An 18,085-nucleotide genomic window follows, 5' to 3' on the forward strand; every position below is an offset into this window, starting at 1 on the left:
GGGACCAGTCCGGCAGAGCACCGAGGAGGAACCGTCATGACGCTGACCACCGAGAGCACTGCCGTCCCCCAGCAGGCCGACGCCGCCGAGGGCGTCTGGACCCGCGTGTGCCAGCTCGACGACCTGCAGCCGGAGGTCGGCGCCGCCGCGCTCGTCGCCGGCCAGCAGGTGGCGCTGTTCCGCCTGCTCGACGGCACCGTGCTCGCGACGGGCAACCAGGACCCGTTCAGCGGCGCCAACGTCATGTCGCGCGGGATCGTCGGTACGCGGGGCGACATCGCGACCGTGGCCTCGCCGATGCACAAGCAGGTCTTCGACCTGCGCAGCGGCACCTGCCTGGACGACGCGTCCGTGGCGCTGCCGGTCTACCCTGTCGTCGTGAGCAACGGCTTCGTCGAGGTGCGCCTGCCCGAGGGCCTCCCCTCGAGCGTGGTGGGTCGCCCGCGCGCCGTCGCATGAGCGCAGCGCTCGTGGAGGGCGACGCCCCGGGACCGGAGCGCGGCAGCGCCACGGTGCTCGCGGGGTGGACCGTCGGGGTCACCGCGGCCCGGCGGGCCGACGAGCTCGGCAACCTGCTGGAGCGGCGCGGGGCGAAGGTCGTGCACGCCCCCGCGATCAGGATCGTCCCCCTGCCCGACGACTCCGAGCTGCTCGCGGCGACGCGCGCCTGCCTCACCGGCCCGCTGGACCTCGCGGTCGCGACGACGGGCATCGGCTTCCGCGGCTGGATGGAGGCGGCGGAGGGCTGGGGTCTCGGCGACGAGCTGCGCGAGCGGCTCTCCGCGGCCGAGGTGCTCTGCCGCGGGCCCAAGGCGCGCGGTGCCGTCCGCGCCGCCGGCCTCGTCGACGCCTGGTCGCCCGCCTCCGAGTCCTCCTCCGAGGTGCTCGCCCACCTGCTCGAGCACGACCTCGACGGCAAGCGGATCGCAGTGCAGCTGCACGGCGAGCCCCTGCCCGACTTCATCGACGCCCTGCTCGCCGCGGGGGCCGACGTCGTCCAGGTGCCGGTCTACCGCTGGGTGCCGCCGGACGACATCACCCCGCTGCAGCGGATGGTGGAGCTCGTCCTCACCGGCGGTGTCGACGCGCTGACCTTCACCAGCGCCCCCGCCGTGTCCAGCCTGCTGCGCATCGCCGCGTCCGCCGGTGCCGAGGACGCGGTGCTCGAGGCGCTGCGCACCCGGGTGCTGCCGATCTGCGTCGGCCCGGTCACCGCGGGTCCGCTCGACCGGCGCGACGTCCCGACCGTGCAGCCGGGCCGCGCCCGGATCGGCGCGCTCGTCCGCGAGGTGTGCGAGGTGCTGCCCGCCCGCGCGGTGCGCCTGCCGGTCGCCGGGCACGCGCTGGAGGTACGCGGTTCCGCCGTCCTCGTCGACGACACCCTCGTCCCCCTGCCCCCCGTGCCGATGGCGCTGATCAAGGCGCTCGCGAAGCACCCCGGCCGCGTCGTGTCGCGGGCCGAGCTGCTGCGCGCCGCGCCGGGCGGCGGCACCGACGAGCACGCGGTGGAGATGGCGGTCACCCGGCTGCGTGCCGCGCTCGGTGACTCCCGCTGCATCCAGACCGTCGTCAAGCGCGGCTACCGGCTCGCCTACGACCCCGAGCACGCGCTGCCGGGGCCCGGCTCCGCCGACGGCAAGTACGCCGCGACGTGACCGCGGACGAGCAGATCCCCGTGGTCCTCGCCGCCCACGGCACCCAGGAGCCGAGCGGGCCGGTCACGATCGAGGCCGTCGCGGCAGCGCTGTCCGAGCGGCTGGGCGGCCGCCGCGTCGAGGTGGGCTACCTCGACGTCATCGAGCCGACCGTCGGGCAGACGCTGGCCGCGCTCGGCTCCACCGCCGTCGTCGTCCCGCTGCTGCTCGCCCCGGGCTACCACGTCGACGTCGACCTCCCTGCGGTCGCCGCGGAGCACGACCACCCGGTCGAGCGGACCGCGTCGGTCGGGCCCGACCCGCGCATCGTCGACGCGGTGCTCGAGCGGCTCGTGGAGGCGGGCTACCAGCAGGGCGACGCGATCGTGCTGGGGGCGGCGGGTTCCTCGTCGCCGCGCTCGGCCGAGGCGACCGCGCGCACGGTGGCCGAGCTCGCGCTGCGGACGGGCGCGCGGGTGCTCGCAGCGTACGCGTCGGCGAGCCGCCCCTCGCCCGCGGAGGCCGTCGCGCAGCTGCGCGCGGAGGGCCACGAGCGGGTGGCGCTGGCGACGTACCTGCTGGCACCGGGGCTCTTCTCGGAGCGCATGCGCGCGGCCGGGGCCGACGTCGTCAGCGAGCCGATCGGCGCCACCCCCGCGCTGCTCGACGTCATCGTCGACCGCATCACCGCGGTCGAGGCGGCTCAGCCCGTCGGGTGAGCGCGCCCGGCTAGGCCTTCGCCTCGTACATGCGCCGGTCCGCCACGTCCAGCAGCGCGTCGGGAGTGCTGCCGTCGTGCGGTGACCTGGCGATACCCACGGCAGCCCCCACGGTCACGCGGACGCCCGTGTCCAGCGCGACCGGCACCGCTGCGGCGGCGGCGAGGTGCCCGGCCGCCCGCTGCGCCGGAGCGGGGTCGCCCGCCGGCAGGTGGGCGAGGACGGCGACGAACTCGTCGCCGCTGTAGCGCGCGAGCAGGTCACCGCTGCGGAGGACTCCTCGCATGCGGGTGGCGAGGGTGCTGAGCACGATGTCGCCGGCCGCATGGCCGTGCGTGTCGTTGACGCCCTTGAACCCGTTGAGGTCGAGGAAGAGGACGGCCACCTCGTGGCCGCCCCGGATCGCGCGGGCGAGCTCCAGCTCGAGGTGGTCGAGGAGCTGCACGCGGTTCGGCAGGCCCGTGAGCAGGTCGTGGTAGGCCAGGAAGCTGGCCCGCTCCTCGCGCTGCACGCGCTCGGTGACGTCGTCCTGGTTGCCGATGAAGTGGGTGACCTCCCCGCTCGCGCCGAGGACGGGCGAGATCGTCACCTCGTTCCAGAACGGCGAGCCGTCACGCCGGTAGTTGAGCAGGGTGCTGCGGACCGAGCGCCCCGCGGCGAGCTGGCGGGCGATCGGCCGCACCTGCGTGGGGTCGGTCTTCGGCCCCTGCAGCAGGCGGCAGTTGCGGCCGAGCACCTCGTCGGCGGCGTAGCCCGTGAGCTCGAGGAAGGCCTGGTTGACGTAGACGAGGGGCCAGTCCGGCTGCTGGGCGTCGGCGATCGTGATGCCGTTGGTCGCGGTGTCGATCGCCCGCAGCAGGAGCTCGGGGAGCTCCACGGCGGGAAGCGCAGCAGCCCCCGCAGGGACGGGGCCGCCTCTCGAGGGGCGGTGCGACGGGGCCGGTGCACGACGTACGCGCTCCAGCAGCAGCGTCGCAGCCTCGACGACGCGCGTGCGGTCGTGGGTCAGGACGAACGCGTACCGGCGCTCCCCGTCCTCCTTCGGCTCCTCCTCCCGGGCGGCGATGGCCGCGGCGTAGTGCGGGCCGACGACGCAGACGGCCCACTCCTCGGCGAGGGGGTCGTCGGCGGGCACGTGCGTCCCGTGCACGCCCGGGACCGGCGCGGCCGGCATCCCCGGACCCAGGACGGCGGTGAACGCCGAGACCTCCGCGAGTGCCTCGTAGCGGCGCCTGGTCGGCGTCGTCAGCGCGGTGACGTGCTGGAAGTTGGCGAGGACGACGGTGAGGTCGTCGAGCAGCAGGGCCTGGCGCTCGAGCTGGCGCGACATCGCGGCGAGCAGCGGGACCCCGGCGACGCCCGGCGCGCTCGCCGCGCTGAGGACGGCGAAGGGGGTGCCGGCGCGCGCCTCCGCCGCCCGGGCCGGAGGCAGCCGGAGCGCGCCACCGACGCGGGCCACGGCGTCGGCCGGCCGGCCGAAGCGCCAGCCCTGGCCGAGCCGGGCGCCGGTCGCGAGGGCGCGCTCCAGGTGCTCCTCGGTCTCGATGCCCTCCGCCAGGATGAGCGCGCCGCTGCGCTCGGCCTGCGCGTGCACGGCGTTGATGGTGGTGGCGACCGAGAGCGACGGCTGCTGGCGGACCAGGGCGAGGTCCAGCTTGATGACGTCGGGCGCCAGGAAGGGCATGAGGGCGAGCGCGGCGGGCTCGGCGCCGACGTCGTCGAGCGCCACCCCCCACCCGCACTCCCGCGCGCGGCGCACGCCGGCCAGGAGCTCGGCGGGGGAGTCGAGCAGGTCGCGCTCGGTGACCTCGACGACGACCCGCACTCCGGGCGCGACCGCGCTCGCGAGCTCGGCGAGGCGCCTGGTGGACAGCGCGCCGAGCGTGGCGGGCTCGACGTTGACGAACACCGTGCCCGGGGCCCGCGCCTCCGCAGCCCGGGCGAGCGCGCCGGCGAGGCACCGCTCGTCCAGGTCGCGGAGGGCGCCCTCGCCCGTACGCGCCGCCGCCGCGAACAGGTCGTCGGGCGGGACCTCCTCGTCGCCGGAGCGCGCCCGCGTCAGCGCCTCGACCCCGACGAACGTGCCGGTGGTCAGGTCGACGATGGGCTGGAAGACCGTACGGAGCTCCGCGCTGAGGACGGCGGTGCGCTCCGAGCCGCTCGACCTGTCCACTCCCGTCGACGTGCCCCCCGGCGCTCCCGCGAAACGGCGACGCGGCGCGGCGCGCGGTCGGCGGGTGGAGGCTCGCAGCCCAGGGACCGCCCGTCCCCACCGTGCGGTGATCTCCCGGCCGATACGCTGACCGGGTGTTCGCAGCCGAGCGCCGCCGCCTCATCAGCGAGCTGGTGGCCACCAGCGGCGCCGTGTCCCTCCGCGAGCTGGCCCGCCTCACCGGCACCAGCGAGGTCACGGTGCGCCGAGACCTGCGCTCCCTCGAGGCCGAGGGCCTGCTCTCCCGCCGCCACGGCGGTGCCGTCGCGCGCGAGGCGCTGCACGAGCCGACGCACAGCGAGAAGTCCCACGTCGCGGCGGCGGAGAAGGCGGCGATCGCCGCCGCGGCCGCCGAGCTCGTCGAGGACGGCGAGGCCCTGGTCCTCGGGCCCGGGACGACGACGCAGGCCCTCGCGCGCCGGCTCACCCGCAAGCGGGACCTCACCGTCGTGACCAACAGCCTGCTGGTCGCCCAGGCCCTCTCCCGCGCCCCGGGCGTCGACGTCGTCATGACGGGCGGGTCGCTGCGGGGGTCGATCTTCGCGCTCGTCGGCGGCGACGCCGAGCACGCGCTCGCCGGGCTGCGCGTGTCCACGGCCTTCATGTCCGGCAACGGGCTCTCCGCCGAGCGCGGCCTCTCGACCCCGAGCATGCTCGTCGCCGGCGTGGACCGCGCGATCGCGGCCGCCGCGCGCCGGGTCGTCGTCCTCGTCGACCACACCAAGGTCGGCGTCGACACGATGGTCCAGACCGTCCCCACCAGCCGGATCGACCTCGTCGTCACCGATGCGGCAGCGCCGCCCGACGCGGTCGCGGCGCTGCGCGCGGCCGACGTCGAGTGCCGGGTCGTCGACGTCGACCCGACCGCGGGCTGACGCCCGCCGACCGGCTCAGGCTGAACCCCACCCACCCCACCAGCCCACCGCGCCACGCGGGGGAGGAGCAGCGCATGGCCCCCAGCGGGGAGCAGTTCCGCATCGAGTCCGCCGGCTACGTCGCCGAGGTCACCGAGGTCGGGGGCGCGCTGCGCGCCCTGAGCGCCGACGGCCGGCCCCTCGTCCGCGGCTGGTCGGCCGAGCGCATGATGCCGATGTACGGCGGCGCCCTGCTCGCGCCGTGGCCCAACCGCATCGGCGACGGCGCGTACTCCTTCCGCGGGGTCGAGGCGCAGGCGGCGATGAACGAGCCGGCGCCGCGCCTCACCGCCCTCCACGGCCTCGTCGCGTGGCTGCCGTGGCGCGCGGTCGAGGTCGAGCCGGACCGGCTCACGCTCACTGTTCCGCTGTGGCCGAGCCCGGCGTACCCGTGGCACCTCGAGTGCACGGTGACGTACGCCGTGGGGCCCGACGGCCTCACCTGGACCCTCGCGGCCCGCAACGAGGGGGACTCCGCGGCGCCGTACGGCGCGTCGGTGCACCCGTACTTCGTGGCCGCGCCCTCCGGGCAGGTCGACGGCTGGCGCTTCGAGCTGCCGGCGGCGTCCTTCCTCGACGTCGACGAGGAGCGCCTGCTGCCGCGCGAGGTGCTGCCGGTCGAGGGCACCGACTTCGACTTCCGGACCGCCCGCACGGTCGGCAGCACGTTCGTCGACCACGCCTTCACCGACCTGGAGTTCGACGCCGAGGGCCGGACGAGCATGCGGCTGCTCGGCCCGGACGGCGCGGGCGTGCAGCTCGGCTGGGACCGCTCGTGCCCGTGGGTGCAGGTGCACACCGCCGACCGTCCGGAGCCGGAGTTCGACCGCACGGGGCTCGCCGTCGAGCCGATGACCTGCCCGCCGGACGCGTTCCGCACCGGCACCGACGTCGTCGTGCTCGAGCCGGGGCAGGAGCACGCGGTCACGTACCGGGTGGCGGCCGTCCGCCCCTGACGCGTCGCGTCACGCCGTGTGACGCTTTCGCTCAGGTAGCCCCCGCGGCCGCCGACTTCCCTGGTGCGGGTGTCGAGGGGGGCGCCCGCGCCCTCCCGCGCGGCGGCTCGCCCGCTGCGCTCGGACGCCACGAGCCGCCGACCACTGGTCGGCGGCTCGCGGCGTCTCCGGACGTGCTGCTCGGGTCTCCGGCAGTGGTCAGGGACCTTCGTCCCGCTCGAAGTCAGGACCGACCGGGCGGGTGGCCTTGGTCCAGAGCCCTTCTGCGGCGTCCGATGCGCTCTTAACGTCATCTCATCTTGAGTGACTGAGCGAGTACGGAGTGTCACATGACGCGAAGCACGACCGCCCGCGGTGCGCTGGCGATGGTCGGTCTGGTCGGTGGCCTGCTGGCCGTGGGCGCCCCGGCGCACGCGCAGCAGCCGGAGGCGGACCCCCGGTCCAGCCAGTCCACCTGGCTCGCTGTCGCGGACGGGGACCTCGGCGCCGCCAGCGCCGCCGCCACGCGCGCCGGCGCCCAGGTCACGAAGACGCTGCCGGGGATCGGCCAGCTCGTCCTCCGCGCCGACGCGGCCGAGGTCGCCGCGCTGCGGGCCTCGGGCACCGTCCGCTCCGTGACCCTGGACGCGCACGTGCACCTGTCGGCGGCGACCTTCGACCCGAGCACGGACCCGGGCAGCTCGTACAACGTCACGCAGGCCATCGGCGCCCGCGACATGTGGAAGGCCGGCTACACCGGCAGCGGCATCGACATCGCGCTCATCGACAGCGGCGTCGCTCCCGGCACCTCCGCCGGCTGGCGCATGGTCTCGGGCCCGGACCTCTCGTTCGACTCGCAGGACCCGAACGCACGGCGGGGCGACAAGTTCGGCCACGGCACGCACCTCGCGAGCATCATGGTGGGCGACGACAACACCGCGGACAAGATGACGAACACGGGCGCGCAGCTGGGCGTCGCTCCGGACGCCCGCGTCATCAGCGTCAAGGTCGGCGACGTCAACGGCGGTGTCGACGTCTCGCAGGTCATCGCGGCGATCGACTGGTGCGTGCAGAACAAGGCGAACCAGGTGAACCTCCGGGTCATCAACCTCTCGTTCGGCACGGACAGCAAGCAGGCGTGGAACCTCGACCCCGTCGCGTACGCCGCGGAGGCCGCCGACCGCAAGGGCATCGTCGTCGTCGCGGCCGCGGGCAACACGGGGGGCGTCGGGCTCGACGACCCGGCGTACGACCCGAACGTCCTGGCCGTCGGGGCGTCCGACCCGCGCGGGACCGTCAGCACGTCCGACGACGCGGTGGCGAGCTTCTCCACCCGCGGCAACGGCACGCGCAACCCCGACCTCGTCGCTCCCGGCGTCGGCATCGTCGGCCTGCGCGCCCCCGGCTCGGTCATCGACTCCGAGGTCCCCGGCGGCGGCTCCCGCTGGCTGCGCGGCACCGGCACGAGCCAGGCCGCCGCGGTCGTCTCCGGCGCAGTCGCCCTGCTCCTGCAGCAGCGCAGCGCCCTGACCCCGGAGCAGGTCAAGGCGATCCTGCGGGGGAGCGCGACGCCGCTGACCGGCTTCAGCGCCGCGGACCAGGGCGCCGGCGAGCTCAACCTCACCAAGGCGATGGCGTACGCGACGCCGGCCGCCAGCCAGGCGCAGGCCGGGACGGGCACCGGCACGATCGACGCCGCGCGCGGCAGCCAGGTGCTCATCCTCGACACCAAGCCGCTCACCGGCGAGGTGGACGTCTACGGCAACCCGGTCAACACCGCGCAGCTGGCCTCGCTGGCCAACAGCGGCGCGGCCTGGAACCAGGGCTCCTTCAACGGCCAGCTCTGGGCGCAGAACTACTGGGACAACGCCAACGTCGTCACCGGCGCCGAGCAGACCTGGGGCAGCGTCGACCTCACCGCTCGCCCGCTGTGGTCGGGGCTGACCCTGTCCGGCTGGACGAGCCGCTCCTGGTCCAGCCGCTCGTGGTCGAGCCGGTCGTGGTCCAGCCGGTCCTGGTCCGGTCGCTACTGGAGCGACATGGCGTGGCAGGTGCCGGACGGTACGGCGCCCGCCGCCGCGACGAGCACGACGACCGCGGCCTGCAGCACGCTCCCCGCGTGGAGCGCCGGGGCGACGTACAACGGCGGCAGCTCGGTGACCTACGGCGGGCGGAAGTGGACCGCGCGCTACTGGACGCAGGGGAACACCCCTGGCGACGCGACCGGGGTGTGGGGCACCAGCGCCAGCTGCTGAGCGCCCTCCTGGTCGACCACGGACGGGCCCGCTCCCTCGGGGGGAGGAGCGGGCCCTTCCGCATGTCCGCGTGCTGGGACGCCGGCCGCCCGTCGGTTGCCGGGCCCGGGTGACCGTGGCAGCGTCGTGGACCGGTCCTCAGCAGGAGGCCGGAGCAGGAGACGACACGTGCCGTTGCCCGACTTCTTCCTCATCGGCGCGCCGAAGGCCGGCACGACGGCGCTGCACGCCGCGCTGCGCGCGCACCCGCAGCTCTCCTTCGCCTCGGTGAAGGAGCCCAAGTACTTCATGTGCGGCGACGCCCGGCCCCGGCGGGAGACGCAGCGCGGCCCGGGCGACGCGCACAGCGCGCAGGAGTGGGTCTGGCAGCGGGATCGCTACGAGGCGCTGTTCGCCGGCGCACCGCAAGGCGCCCTGCTCGGGGAGAGCACGCCGTTCTACCTGTACGACCTGGACGCCCAGCGCCGCATCGCCGCGGCCCGCCCGGACGCGAAGCTCGTCGCGGTCGTGCGCGACCCGGTGGACCGGGCGTACTCGAACTGGATGCACCTGTGGTCCGACGGGCTGGAGCCCGAGGCGGACTTCCTCGCCGCCGTGCGGGACGAGGACCGTCGCGTGGCCGCGGGGTGGGCGCCGTTCTGGCACTACCGCCGGCAGGGGCGCTACGGCGAGCAGCTCCAGCACCTGCTCACGCTGTTCCCCCGCGAGCAGGTGCTCGTGCTGCGCTACCGCCAGCTCGTCGACGCAGCTGGGGAGACCCTCGACCGGGTCAGCCGCTTCCTCGGCGTCGCCGAGGGCCAGGTCGGTGCTGCCGCCCCGGAGAACGTCCGGCCCTACGTCGACCCTGACGCGCGCCGCACCCGGCTGCTGCGGCCCGTCCTCCGCGCGGGCTTCGCGCTGGGGGCGTACGCCCCGCCGCAGGTGTGGCGGGCGGCGAGCCGGCCGCTGCTCCGCGCGTACCACGCCGGCGGGGCGGCCCGACCGACGCTGAGCGTCGAGGCCCGGCGCGAAGTGCAGGCGCCGCTGCTCGACGACATCGCCGTGCTCGAGGAGGTGACGGGGGAGTCCTTCGCGGACTGGCGCGGCGAGCAGGGCCGCGGCGAGTTCCGGGCGCGACAGGGCAGGATCTCCCCGTGACCTCCCAGCCGTCCTCGCTCCTCGACGCCCTGCCCGCCGTCGACTGGGAGGGCGCGGCCGTCGTCGCGACCCCGCCCGAGCCCCGCGCGGGCTCGTGGGCCGGCGGCCCGAGCGCGCAGCTCGTCGACGGCACGACCTGGCTGGCCTACCGGCTGCGCAAGCCGGTCGGCGAGGGGCGCGGCTTCGCCAACGTCGTCGCGCGCTCGAGCGGCGGCGACGCGTACGAGCCGGTGGCCGAGGTGCGCCGGGAGTCCTTCGGCGGCGACAGCCTCGAGCGCCCCGCCCTCGTCGTGACGCCCGAGGGGGGCTGGCGGCTCTACGTCAGCGTCGCGCTGCCGGGCACGAAGGCCTGGCGCGTCGACCTGCTGGAGGCCTCCTCGCCGGAGGGGCTCGCGACCGCGGTGCCGCGGACGGTCCTGCCGGCGACGGAGCTCGCCGCGCCCAAGGACCCCGTGGTACGCCTGCTCCCCGACCGCCGCTGGCACCTCTGGGCCTCGGTCCACCCGCTCGACGACCCGCTCGCCACCGACCGGATGACGACCGAGCACGCGGTGAGCGACGACGGCGTGTCGTGGGCCTGGACGGGCACCGCGCTCGCGCCGCGGGCGGGCACGTGGGAGGAGCGCGGGGTACGCGTCAGCACCGTGGTCGTGGCGGACGACCAGCTCGTCGCGCTCTACGACGGGCGCGCCACCGAGCTGGAGGACTGGGAGGAGCGCACGGGCGTCGCGTTCGGCAAGGACCCCGAGCAGCTGCAGGCCGTCGGTGACCTCCCGCTGCTCTCCTCGGTCCACCCGCCGCACGGCCTGCGCTACGTCGAGCTGCTCGCGCTGCCCGAGGGCCGCTGGCGAGTGTTCGCCGAGGTCACTCGCCCCGACGGCAGCCACGACCTGCGCACGACGGTGCTCTGACCCCCTGCTTCCCCGTGATCATGCACGTCCTGGGGCCACCTCTGCCCACGATCTGCATGATCACGGGCAAGAAGGGGTCGCCCCCCACCCCGTGATCATGCACGTCCTGTGGCCCACCCTTCCCCGTGATCATGCACGTCCTGTGGCCCACCCTTTCCCCGTGATCATGCACTTCTTGGGCCTCAGTCGTCGATCCCTGTACGCTCCACGCCCTGCACGATCCAGCGCTGCAGCGCGACGAACAGCACGACGAGCGGCGCGATCGACACGGCCGCGGCGGTGAAGAGCTCGTGCAGGTTCACGGTCTGCGCGGTGAGGAACGTCGACAGCGCGATCTGCACCGTCCAGGCCGAGGAGTCCTGCGCGATGACGAGGGGCCAGAGGAAGCCGTTCCATGCGCCGATGAAGGTGATCGTGCCGATCGCGGCGAAGAACGCCCTGCTGTTGGGCACGACGATGCGCCAGTACGTGCGCCAGTAGCCGAGCCCGTCGATGCGCGCGGCCTCCTCCAGCTCCTTCGGGAACTCCAGGAAGTGCTGGCGGAACAGGAAGGCCGTGAGACCGCTGAACAGCAGCGGCACGACGAGCCCGCGCAGCGTGCTGACCCATCCGAGGCTCGAGACGACCACGAAGGTCGGCACGAACGTCACCGCGGTGGGCACCATCAGGGTGCCGAGGATGAGCCAGAACACCTTGCCTGCATGGCGGTACGGGATCCGCGCCAGGCCGTACCCGGCGAGGGAGCAGACCACGAGCGTGCCGACCGTCTGCAGCGTCGAGACGACGACGGAGTTGAGCAGGCTGCGGGCGAACGGCACTGCGGGGTCGTCGAACAGCTCGCGGACGTTGCCCCACTGGATGTGCGTCGGGAAGAACGTCCACGACGGCGACGTGATGTCGGTCTCGCGTGCGAGACCGTTGCGGAGCAGCAGGTAGAACGGCAGCAGGAAGACCAGTGTCGCGAGGACGAGCAGGACCTGCGTCGCGATCCGCCCGGGGCCCGTACGCCGTCTCATGCCGACCGCCTCCCCAGCCCGAGGAAGCGCGCCTGCCCGACCGTCACCACGGCGATGAGGACGGCGAGGATCATCGCCCCTGCACTGCCGTGGCCGAAGTCCTGGCCGTTGCCGAGCGCGACGTAGTACAGGTAGACGAGCGGCGGTCGGGCGTACGGCGGGTATCCCGCCGTCGTGCTGAGGATGTTGTAGAACTCGTCGAACGACTGGTACGCGTTGATGAGCAGCAGGACCAGGACCGCGACGGAAGTGCTCCGCAGCAGCGGGAACGTGATCCAGCGGAAGGTCTGCCAGCCCGGTCCGGCGCCGTCCACCGCGGCCGCTTCGTAGACCGAGCGCGGGATCCGGCTGAGCCCGGCGAGGAAGAGCACCATGTAGAACCCCGCCTGCAGCCACAGCCGCAGCGTGACGATGACGAGCCAGTACCACGGCGGCTTCGTCACGGAGAGCCAGGCGACCGGGTCCTGCCCGAACCAGCCGAGCACGGTGTTGACGAGGCCGAAGCGGACGCCGCTGAAGAGCGAGAGCTTCCAGACGAGCGCGGCCACGACGTACGAGCACGCCGTGGGCAGGAAGAACACCGAGCGGAAGAACCCTCGACCCAGTAGTGCCTTCTCGACGAGCATGGCGAGCCCGAGCGAGAGCGCGAAGGTGGTCGGCACGATGAACAGCGCGAACAGGCTGAAGGTCCCGAGACTGTCGAGGAACGCCGGGTCGGTGAGCATGTCGCGGTAGTTGCCGAGGCCGACGAAGCGGGTCGGCGTCACGGTGTTGTGCGCGTCGAAGAAGCTCAGCCACAGGCTCCAGCCCAGCGGCACGAGCACGAAGAGCATCAGCCCGGCGAGGAACGGGCCCACGAACACCCAGAACCAGAGGTTCTGCCCCTGGGGTCCGCGGACCCGCGCCCACACCTGCGACACGGTCGGGCTAGCCCTTGACCCGCGCGACCTCGGCCGCGACCTTCGCCTTGACCGCGGCCAGCTCCTTCTGCGGCGAGGAGCCGTTCTTCACCATCCGGGTGACGGCATCGTTGAAGGCCGTACCGGACGCGGGCGTCCAGAGGAGCGGCGTCTGCGCGTGCCCGTAGTCGTTCACGAGCTTCACCGCGTCGGCCGCGACGCCCGAGCTGAGCTTCTGCGCCTTCTCCGCCAGGCTCTTGCGGGCCGGGATGTGGAAGCCGTAGCTCGTCGCGAAGTCCTCCTGGAAGTCGGCCTTGTCGACCCACAGCCACTTCACGTACGCCTTCGCCGCCTCCACGTCCTTCGCCTTCGCGCTCACGCAGGAGCCGTACGCGCCGACGGGCACGGCGGGCTTGCCACCGTCGCCGTTCTTCGGCCACGGCAGCACCCCGAAGTCGTCACCGAGCGACTTCTGCAGCGTCGGCACGGTCCAGAGGCCGGTCCACTGCATCGCGGTCAGGCCCTGCGTGATCGCCGAAGGGTCCGACCAGTCGGCCGGCGCGCCTAGCAGCAGGGACCCGCTCGTGAAGAGGCTGTGCAGCTTGCTGAAGCCGGTGTAGACCTCGGGCGTGGTGAACGCGGGGGCGTCGTCGCCGTCGAGGTAGTCGGCGCCGGACGACCAGAGGATCGGGCCACCGAGCACGTCCGCACCGCCGGCGTTGCTGAGGAAGAGCCCCTTGGTCTTCTTCGTCGTCAGCGCCTTCGCCGCGGCGATGAGCTCGTCGAGCGTCTGCGGCGGCTGGATGCCGGCCTTCTGCAGCAGGCTCTTGCGGTAGACGAGCAGCTGCATGTCGGTGACCTGCGGGATGGCCCAGACCTTGCCGTCGTACGTCACGCGGTCGATGAGCGCGGGGGTGAAGTCGTCCTTCGCCGCGGCGATCTGGTCGGTGAGGTCGACGACCTGTCCGGCCTTGATCATGTCGATCGAGGGGCCGTTGCCGTACTCGAAGACGTCGGGGCCGCCGCTCGTGAGCAGCGCGGCCGCGGACTTCTTGTCGTAGTCGCCGGGGATCCACTGGACGCTGACCTTGGCCTTGTCGTACGCCGCGGCGTAGCGCTGGACGGCCTGCTGGGTGCCGGCTTCGCCGTACTGGTGGTACCACTGCGCGATCGAGCCGCCGCCGGAGGACCCGCTGGTGCCGGCGCTCGCGGCCCCGCTGGCGCCCGAACCGCCCGAGCTGCCGCTGCTGCGGCCGTTGTTGGAGCCGCAGCCCGCCAGGCCGAGGGCGGCGAGCGCGCTCAGGCCGAGGAAGCGGCGGCGGTCGAGGGGAGCGGGCACGGGGACCTCCGGTGGAACGGGGGCCGAGCTGGGCACCGCGGGCAGCGCCACTGCCCGCCGAGCGTCGCTCGTCCACGGGCAGGGGTGGGCGAGCTAGTGGGGACAGCACGCCCGGTTGGTCACGGTTGCGGACGATAGCACCCCGAGTGTGCGCTTCCGCGGGCCCGCTCGCCCGCTGTCCACCCCTCACGATGTGCATGATCACGGGGAGGAGCGCGGACGTGAGGGCGGGCCTCGACCCACGATGTGCATGATCACGGGGAGAGCTGAGCGCGGAGCCGGCGCCGGCGCCGGCGCGGTCAGACGAGGACGCGCGGCGGCGTGCCGGCCGTCCCCCGCCCCGCCACCGCCGGCCACAGCGCGGCCAGCCGCTCGACGGCGTCGACGAGCACGGGCTCCGGGTGCGTGAACGGCAGGCGCAGGAAGCGGTCGAAGCTGCCGTCGAGCCCGAACCGCGGGCCGGCCGCGAGCCGCAGCCCCCGGTCCGGCGCCGCTGCCGCGAGGGCCGTGCTCGCGGGGACGTCGAGGGAGATCCACAGCGACATCCCGCCGCGCGGCGGGCGCACCCGCCACTCCGGCAGGTGCGCGGCCAGGGCGGCGACGAGCGCGTCGCGCTGCGCGCGGAGGACCGTCCGTCGCTCGGCGAGGACGTCGTCGAGGATGCGCAGCAGGTGCACGGCGACGAGCTGGCCGAGCACGGGCGGGCCCATGTCGGACGCGGCGCGCACATCCGCGATGCGCCGCACGAGCGTGGGGTCGGCGCGTACCCATCCCACGCGCAGCCCGCCCCAGACCGGCTTGCTGAGCGAGCCGATCGTCAGCAGCGACCCGCCCGCTGCCCCGCTGGCGAGCGCCGCCGTGTGGTCCGGGCGCTCGCCCTCGAGCGCGACGTCGATGAGCGCCTCGTCGACGACGAGCAGGCTGCCCGCCCGCCGGGCCATGTCGAGCACCCGCTGCCGCGTCTCCGCCGGCATGACGCATCCGGTGGGGTTCTGGAAGTCGGGCACGAGGTACGCCAGCCGCGGCCCGCGCCGCAGCGCGTCGACGAGCAGGCCGGCGTCCCAGCCCTCCTCCTGGTCGACGGGGACGGGCTGCAGCCTCGCCCGGGCCGTGCGCAGCGCGTCGATCGCGTTCGGGTACGCCGGGCTCTCCAGCAGCGCCGCGTCCCCCGGTGCGAGCAGCGTGCGGGCGACGAGGTCGACCGCTGCCTGGCCGCCCGTGGTGATGAGGACCTGGTCAGGGGTCGTGGGGACGCCCGCCGCGGCGTACCGCTCGGCGACGGCGACGCGCAGCTCGAGCAGGCCGAGCAGGTCGTAGCCGGTGCCACCGAGCTGCGCCGGGAGAGCGTCGGCCGCCCAGCGGGTCGCCTCGAGGACGGCACCGACGGGCGCGGCCATCGTCGCCATCGTGAGGTCGACGACGTCGCCCTCGCCACCGATGCGCGGGCCCCAGCCCCCGGCCGGGACGACCGCGTCCTCGGGCAGCGCGGTGAAGCTGCCCGCCCCGACCCGCCGCTGGAGCAGACCGGCGTCGCGCAGCCCGTCGTACGCCGCGGCCGCCACCCCGCGGCTCACCCCGAGAGCGGTGGCGAGGTCGCGCTCGGCCGGCAGGCGCACGCCGACCGGGAGCCGGCCGTCCAGCACGAGGGCGCGCAGGCCGGCGCCGAGCCGCTCGGCCAGCGGGCGACGGGCCAGGCCGTGCTCCGCCCGCCAGTCCCCGAGCAGCACGACCAGCCGCGCCGCGGGGACCGATCGCATCATGGGCGCATCGTGCCACCCCGCGGGCCGCGGCCACCGGGCCGAGAAGGACCTCAGGAGGCCGCACCTCCTGCCGAATGGCGGGCGTGAGGTCCGCACCCGCTCCCGCCGAGGAGCCGTCGCGCCCCCGCTCACCTGGCCTCCAGGGCGAGCTGCGGGCGAGCTGGCGGCTGCTCGCGGGCGTGCTCGGGCTGCTGCTCGCGACCGTGACCTGCTCCACCGCGTACCTCCAGTTCGGGCTCGGTCCGCAGCTCTCCCGCGTGCAGTCGACGGTCAGCGAGCTGCGCTGCCTGCAGGTGGCGATGACCGACCGGGAGGGCTCTCTGCGGACCTGGGCCGCGACCGGCGACGCCGCCCCGCTCGCGCAGCAGCGCGCCGCCGCCGCCCGGGTCGAGGACTGCGGCCGCTCGCTCGTCGCCGGCGCCAGCGGCGTCCCGGACGGCTCGCTCGTCACCATGCTCGTGCAGTCCGCGCTGTGGGGCAGGGTCTGGTCCGCCGCTGACGCCCCGGCAGCGGCGACACCGACCACGGCCCAGCTGCGCCCGCTGCTCGCCGACGACTCCACGGCCTTCGAGCGCTACCGCCAGGCGCAGGACACCGCGATCAAGCAGGCGCTCGCCAGCCGCGACAGCCTCCTGCGCCGTCAGGACCTGCTGGTACGCGGCACCGGCGCCGTCGTCGCCTCGCTCGTCATGGGCGTGCTCGTCGTCGACCTGCGCCGCCGCCGCCGGCTGGAGCGCCTGGTCGACGAGCCCGTGCAGGGCCTCGTCACGACCATGGACCGCGTGCTGCGCGGCGAGCTCGGCGTGCAGCCGCCGGAGCTCGACGTCCCCGAGCTGGCCCGGCTCGGCGAGGGGATCGGCGCGCTCGCCCGCCGCCTCGAGCGCGAGCAGGCCCAGGGGATGCTGCGGGAGGAGTCGGCCCTGCGCCACGGGTCCCGGCTGCAGGTGGTCCTCGGCGTCGCCCGCGCGACGGCCGGGTCGCCCAGCCCGCACCAGGTCGCCCAGACCGTCGCCGCCGCCGCCATCGAGCTGGGCCGCGTGTCCGCCGTCGTGTGGCTGGAGGAGCGCGAGGGGGAGGCGTTCGTCCCCGTGCTGCCCGAGAGCAGCACGGCGCCCGTCCCCGAGGGCGCGCCGCCCGGGCCGGTCCAGCGCGCCGCGGTCGAGGCCCGCTCGGTGCGCCAGGGCGACCGCGCCTCCTTCCCGCTGGTCGTCGCCGGCCGCGTGGTCGGCGTGCTCGACGTGCTCGACGAGGCCTGGGACGACGAGGACTCCGCGCAGGTCGACTCCGTGCTCGAGGCGCTCGCCCGCTTCGCCGCCGTCGCCCTGCAGTCCGCGCGCCTGCACGCCCAGACGCTCGAGCAGGCGCGCGGCGACGCGCTGACCGGCCTGCGCAACCGGCACAGCCTCGACGCCGAGCTGCCGGTCGAGTTCACCCGCTCGCGCCGCTACGACCGCCCGCTCTCGGTCGCGCTGCTCGACGTCGACCACTTCAAGCGCGTCAACGACACCGCCGGCCACGCGGTCGGCGACGCGTGGCTGCGCCTCGTCGGCGGCATCGTGCTCGACGGCCTGCGCACCTCCGACAGCGCCTACCGGTACGGCGGTGAGGAGCTCGTCGTCGTCCTCCCCGAGACCGACCTCGACGCCGCCGTCCTCGTCGCCGAGCGGCTGCGCGAGGCCGTGGCCGCGTGCGCGGGACCCAAGGCGTACCCGACGGTGACCGTGTCGATCGGCGTTGCTACCGTCAACCACGCGATGGCGGGGTACGAGGACGTCCTCGCCGCCGCCGACGCCGCGCTGTACGCCGCCAAGCGCTCCGGGCGCAACAGGGTCGTCCACTCCGGCGAGGTCGTGGAGGCCCTGCCCGTCTGACCTCGGACGACCGCCGTGACGGTGTTCACGTGGGTCGCGCTGGACTCCGCGGTCGTGGTGCTGCTCACGACCTGGTCCCTCGAAGGGCCGGGGAGGGTGCTCGCCGCCGTGGCGGCGCTGGTCCTGGTCAGTGCGGCGCTGCTGCTCCGCCGCCTCGTCGGGATGCTCGGGGCCATCTCCAGGACCCTCGAGGTGCTGTCCCGCCAGCTGGAGGGCGTGGCCGACCCCTCGAGCGGCGCGCGGGCTGACGGGAGCGTGAGCCGGCCGTCGCCGCGAGCGCCTCTGGCAGGATGACCGCACCTGGAGGGCTGGCAGAGCGGCCGATTGCGGCGGTCTTGAAAACCGCTAGGGGCGCGAGCTCCTCGGGGGTTCGAATCCCCCGCCCTCCGCCCGCTCCCTGCCTCCTCGGGCAGCACGGCCGGCGAGGGGCCCCGCGGGGGACCGCGCGCCGCTAGCGTCCACGGAGTCCGCAGCGCACGGCTG

General features: G+C 74.8%; 15 protein-coding genes and 1 tRNA gene. 11 read left to right on the forward strand and 5 right to left on the reverse strand.

All coding sequences use genetic code 11. The features are described from left to right. Positions 1-36: 36 nt before the first annotated feature. The 3 genes from nirD to EV189_RS20915 are packed head-to-tail and all read left to right on the forward strand — an operon-like array spanning position 37 to position 2,353. The gene (gene nirD, locus EV189_RS02930; protein WP_130491426.1) at positions 37-459 is read left to right on the forward strand and encodes a nitrite reductase small subunit NirD; all 423 of its coding nucleotides are present in this window, start codon (positions 37-39) and stop codon (positions 457-459) included. Continuing rightward, positions 456-1,655 (forward strand): uroporphyrinogen-III synthase, encoded by a 1,200-nt coding sequence (locus EV189_RS02935; RefSeq protein ID WP_130491427.1) that lies wholly within the window; start codon positions 456-458, stop codon positions 1,653-1,655. Before nirD ends, EV189_RS02935 begins: the two co-directional genes overlap by 4 nt. Then, complete coding sequence (locus EV189_RS20915; protein WP_130491428.1) at positions 1,652-2,353, forward strand: sirohydrochlorin chelatase; 702 nt, start codon at positions 1,652-1,654, stop codon at positions 2,351-2,353. Before EV189_RS02935 ends, EV189_RS20915 begins: the two co-directional genes overlap by 4 nt. Positions 2,354-2,363: 10 nt before the next feature. Here the strand turns inward: EV189_RS20915 and EV189_RS02945 are convergent, their stop codons facing one another. After that, the gene (locus EV189_RS02945) at positions 2,364-4,526 is read right to left on the reverse strand and encodes a diguanylate cyclase domain-containing protein (RefSeq protein WP_130491429.1); all 2,163 of its coding nucleotides are present in this window, start codon (positions 4,524-4,526) and stop codon (positions 2,364-2,366) included. Positions 4,527-4,660: 134 nt separating this feature from the next. Here EV189_RS02945 and EV189_RS02950 point away from each other — a divergent pair, with 134 nt between their 5' ends. The 5 genes from EV189_RS02950 (at position 4,661) to EV189_RS02970 (ending at position 10,717) form a co-directional block, all read left to right on the forward strand. Continuing rightward, the gene (locus EV189_RS02950) at positions 4,661-5,440 is read left to right on the forward strand and encodes a DeoR/GlpR family DNA-binding transcription regulator (protein WP_130491430.1); all 780 of its coding nucleotides are present in this window, start codon (positions 4,661-4,663) and stop codon (positions 5,438-5,440) included. 74 nt (positions 5,441-5,514) lie between these two features. Beyond that, complete coding sequence (locus EV189_RS02955; RefSeq protein WP_130491431.1) at positions 5,515-6,435, forward strand: aldose 1-epimerase family protein; 921 nt, start codon at positions 5,515-5,517, stop codon at positions 6,433-6,435. A 329-nt stretch (positions 6,436-6,764) separates the two neighbouring features. After that, complete coding sequence (locus EV189_RS02960; RefSeq protein WP_130491432.1) at positions 6,765-8,669, forward strand: S8 family peptidase; 1,905 nt, start codon at positions 6,765-6,767, stop codon at positions 8,667-8,669. Between the two features lie 168 nt (positions 8,670-8,837). Continuing rightward, entirely contained in the window at positions 8,838-9,806 is a 969-nt protein-coding gene (locus EV189_RS02965; RefSeq protein ID WP_130491433.1) for a sulfotransferase family protein, read from the forward strand. Continuing rightward, the gene (locus tag EV189_RS02970; RefSeq protein WP_130491434.1) at positions 9,803-10,717 is read left to right on the forward strand and encodes a glycoside hydrolase family protein; all 915 of its coding nucleotides are present in this window, start codon (positions 9,803-9,805) and stop codon (positions 10,715-10,717) included. Before EV189_RS02965 ends, EV189_RS02970 begins: the two co-directional genes overlap by 4 nt. Positions 10,718-10,899: 182 nt before the next feature. On the opposite strand, the gene EV189_RS02975 is transcribed toward EV189_RS02970, so the two are convergent. The 4 genes from EV189_RS02975 to yczR form a co-directional block, all read right to left on the reverse strand. After that, complete coding sequence (locus EV189_RS02975; RefSeq protein WP_130491435.1) at positions 10,900-11,733, reverse strand: carbohydrate ABC transporter permease; 834 nt, start codon at positions 11,731-11,733, stop codon at positions 10,900-10,902. Beyond that, the gene (locus EV189_RS02980) at positions 11,730-12,653 is read right to left on the reverse strand and encodes a carbohydrate ABC transporter permease (protein WP_165400098.1); all 924 of its coding nucleotides are present in this window, start codon (positions 12,651-12,653) and stop codon (positions 11,730-11,732) included. Before EV189_RS02980 ends, EV189_RS02975 begins: the two co-directional genes overlap by 4 nt. 7 nt (positions 12,654-12,660) lie before the next feature. Continuing rightward, positions 12,661-13,971, reverse strand: a complete 1,311-nt coding sequence (locus tag EV189_RS02985; protein WP_196788512.1) for an ABC transporter substrate-binding protein — start codon at positions 13,969-13,971, stop codon at positions 12,661-12,663. Positions 13,972-14,270: 299 nt separating this feature from the next. Next, complete coding sequence (gene yczR / locus EV189_RS02990) at positions 14,271-15,731, reverse strand: MocR-like transcription factor YczR (RefSeq protein WP_130491436.1); 1,461 nt, start codon at positions 15,729-15,731, stop codon at positions 14,271-14,273. A gap of 83 nt (positions 15,732-15,814) precedes the next feature. On the opposite strand from yczR, the gene EV189_RS02995 reads away from it, so the two are divergent. The 3 genes from EV189_RS02995 to EV189_RS03005 all read left to right on the forward strand — a co-directional run bounded on the left by EV189_RS02995 (position 15,815) and on the right by EV189_RS03005 (position 17,991). Continuing rightward, a complete protein-coding gene (locus EV189_RS02995; RefSeq protein ID WP_130491437.1) occupies positions 15,815-17,602 on the forward strand; it encodes a sensor domain-containing diguanylate cyclase in 1,788 nt (595 codons plus the stop codon). 15 nt (positions 17,603-17,617) lie between these two features. Further along, positions 17,618-17,896, forward strand: a complete 279-nt coding sequence (locus EV189_RS03000) for a hypothetical protein (protein ID WP_130491438.1) — start codon at positions 17,618-17,620, stop codon at positions 17,894-17,896. Positions 17,897-17,904: 8 nt separating this feature from the next. Further along, positions 17,905-17,991: transfer RNA gene (locus tag EV189_RS03005), tRNA-Ser, on the forward strand. The last annotated feature ends 94 nt before the right edge of the window (positions 17,992-18,085 follow it).

This window comes from Motilibacter rhizosphaerae (genome assembly GCF_004216915.1).
Classification (GTDB): Bacteria; Actinomycetota; Actinomycetes; order Motilibacterales; family Motilibacteraceae; genus Motilibacter; species Motilibacter rhizosphaerae.

What these genes read in the sequence shown, in the direction of transcription:
- EV189_RS02975 (WP_130491435.1), bottom strand. Translation starts at nt 11,733, where the DNA reads ATGAGACGGCGTACGGGCCCCGGGCGGATCGCGACGCAGGTCCTGCTC.
- EV189_RS02955 (WP_130491431.1), top strand. Translation starts at nt 5,515, where the DNA reads ATGGCCCCCAGCGGGGAGCAGTTCCGCATCGAGTCCGCCGGCTACGTC.
- EV189_RS02935 (WP_130491427.1), top strand. Translation starts at nt 456, where the DNA reads ATGAGCGCAGCGCTCGTGGAGGGCGACGCCCCGGGACCGGAGCGCGGC.
- EV189_RS02960 (WP_130491432.1), top strand. Translation starts at nt 6,765, where the DNA reads ATGACGCGAAGCACGACCGCCCGCGGTGCGCTGGCGATGGTCGGTCTG.
- nirD (WP_130491426.1), top strand. Translation starts at nt 37, where the DNA reads ATGACGCTGACCACCGAGAGCACTGCCGTCCCCCAGCAGGCCGACGCC.
- yczR (WP_130491436.1), bottom strand. Translation starts at nt 15,731, where the DNA reads ATGATGCGATCGGTCCCCGCGGCGCGGCTGGTCGTGCTGCTCGGGGAC.